Annotated in this window: 2 rRNA genes; both read right to left on the bottom strand. The window is 52.8% G+C overall.

Annotated elements, in window-relative coordinates:
• A 5S ribosomal RNA gene (gene rrf, locus J5069_RS23625) occupies window positions 1-115 on the bottom strand; the annotation flags it as partial.
• Between the two features lie 119 nt (window positions 116-234).
• Window positions 235-3,004 (bottom strand): 23S ribosomal RNA (locus J5069_RS23620); the annotation flags it as partial.

Below are 3,004 nucleotides of genomic sequence, written 5' to 3'. Positions count from 1 at the left end.
CCTGGCAGTTCCCTACTCTCACATGGGGAAGCCCCACACTACCATCGGCGCTACGGCGTTTCACTTCTGAGTTCGGCATGGGGTCAGGTGGGACCACCGCGCTATCGCCGCCAGGCATATTCTGTTTCATCTCACCCGTCCTTTCGGACCAGCAAGACCAATCTGTCAACAAGCTGAACTTGATTATACGAGTACCGATTCTCTACACCAACACCAAAACATCTTCGGCGTTGTAAGGTTAAGCCTCACAGGTCATTAGTACTGGTTAGCTCAATGCATCGCTGCACTTACACACCCAGCCTATCTACGTCGTCGTCTTCAACGGCCTTTCAGCGTCCTCTAGGGACAAGGGAGAACTCATCTCGGGGCAAGTTTCGTGCTTAGATGCTTTCAGCACTTATCTCTTCCGCACGTAGCTACCGGGCAATGCCATTGGCATGACAACCCGAACACCAGTGGTGCGTTCACTCCGGTCCTCTCGTACTAGGAGCAACCCCCCTCAATTCTCCAACGCCCACGGCAGATAGGGACCGAACTGTCTCACGACGTTCTAAACCCAGCTCGCGTACCACTTTAAATGGCGAACAGCCATACCCTTGGGACCTACTTCAGCCCCAGGATGTGATGAGCCGACATCGAGGTGCCAAACACCGCCGTCGATATGAACTCTTGGGCGGTATCAGCCTGTTATCCCCGGAGTACCTTTTATCCGTTGAGCGATGGCCCTTCCATTCAGAACCACCGGATCACTAAGACCTACTTTCGTACCTGCTCGAGCCGTCACTCTCGCAGTCAAGCTAGCTTATGCCTTTGCACTAACCTCCTGATGTCCGACCAGGATTAGCTAACCTTCGTGCTCCTCCGTTACTCTTTGGGAGGAGACCGCCCCAGTCAAACTACCCACCAGACACTGTCCCCAGTCCGGATTACGGACCCAGGTTAGAACATCAAACATTAAAGGGTGGTATTTCAAGGTTGGCTCCATGCAGACTGGCGTCCACACTTCAAAGCCTCCCACCTATCCTACACATCAAGGCTCAAGGTTCAGTGTCAAGCTATAGTAAAGGTTCACGGGGTCTTTCCGTCTTGCCGCGGGTACACTGCATCTTCACAGCGAGTTCAATTTCACTGAGTCTCGGGTGGAGACAGCCTGGCCATCATTACGCCATTCGTGCAGGTCGGAACTTACCCGACAAGGAATTTCGCTACCTTAGGACCGTTATAGTTACGGCCGCCGTTTACTGGGGCTTCGATCAAGAGCTTCTCCTTGCGGATAACCCCATCAATTAACCTTCCAGCACCGGGCAGGCGTCACACCGTATACGTCCACTTTCGTGTTTGCACAGTGCTGTGTTTTTATTAAACAGTTGCAGCCAGCTGGTATCTGCGACTGCGCAAAGCTTGGAGAGCAAGTCTCTTCACCTCGCACAGCGTGCCTTCTCCCGAAGTTACGGCACCATTTTGCCTAGTTCCTTCACCCGAGTTCTCTCAAGCGCCTTGGTATTCTCTACCTGACCACCTGTGTCGGTTTGGGGTACGATTCAATGTTACCTGATGCTTAGAGGCTTTTCCTGGAAGCTGGGCATCTGTCACTTCAGTACCGTAGTACCTCGTCATCACGCCTCAGTGTTAACAGCGACCCGGATTTACCAAAGTCACCCACCTACACGCTTAAACCGGGACAACCGTCGCCCGGATGACATAGCCTTCTCCGTCCCCCCTTCGCAGTAACACCAAGTACAGGAATATTAACCTGTTTCCCATCGACTACGCCTTTCGGCCTCGCCTTAGGGGTCGACTCACCCTGCCCCGATTAACGTTGGACAGGAACCCTTGGTCTTCCGGCGAGCGGGCTTTTCACCCGCTTTATCGTTACTTATGTCAGCATTCGCACTTCTGATACCTCCAGCAAACCTCACAGTTCACCTTCAACGGCTTACAGAACGCTCCCCTACCCAACAACGCCTAAGCGTCGCTGCCGCAGCTTCGGTGCATGGTTTAGCCCCGTTACATCTTCCGCGCAGGCCGACTCGACCAGTGAGCTATTACGCTTTCTTTAAATGATGGCTGCTTCTAAGCCAACATCCTGGCTGTCTGTGCCTTCCCACATCGTTTCCCACTTAACCATGACTTTGGGACCTTAGCTGGCGGTCTGGGTTGTTTCCCTCTTCACGACGAACGTTAGCACCCGCCGTGTGTCTCCCGTGATAACATTCTTCGGTATTCGTAGTTTGCATCGGGTTGGTAAGTCGGGATGACCCCCTAGCCGAAACAGTGCTCTACCCCCGAAGATGAATTCACGAGGCGCTACCTAAATAGCTTTCGGGGAGAACCAGCTATCTCCCGGTTTGATTGGCCTTTCACCCCCAGCCACAAGTCATCCGCTAATTTTTCAACATTAGTCGGTTCGGTCCTCCAGTTAGTGTTACCCAACCTTCAACCTGCCCATGGCTAGATCACCGGGTTTCGGGTCTATACCCTGCAACTTAACGCCCAGTTAAGACTCGGTTTCCCTGCGGCTCCCCTATACGGTTAACCTTGCTACAGAATATAAGTCGCTGACCCATTATACAAAAGGTACGCAGTCACCCTGATAAATCAAGGCTCCCACTGCTTGTACGTACACGGTTTCAGGTTCTATTTCACTCCCCTCGCCGGGGTTCTTTTCGCCTTTCCCTCACGGTACTGGTTCACTATCGGTCAGTCAGGAGTATTTAGCCTTGGAGGATGGTCCCCCCATATTCAGACAGGATGTCACGTGTCCCGCCCTACTCATCGAGCTCACAACCTGTGCATCTTCGTGTACGGGACTATCACCCTTTACTGTGCGACTTTCCAGACGCTTCCACTGACACACAAGCTGATTCAGACTCTGGGCTCTTCCCCGTTCGCTCGCCGCTACTGGGGGAATCTCGGTTGATTTCTTTTCCTCGGGGTACTGAGATGTTTCAGTTCCCCCGGTTCGCCTCATGCCACTATGTATTCATGACATGATAGTGCAACG

The organism is Candidatus Symbiopectobacterium sp. NZEC127 (genome assembly GCF_025962675.1).
Lineage (GTDB): Bacteria > Pseudomonadota > Gammaproteobacteria > Enterobacterales > Enterobacteriaceae > Symbiopectobacterium.
The sequence above is the reverse complement of the archived record's forward strand: the minus strand, read 5'-3'. Positions and strand labels throughout refer to the sequence as shown.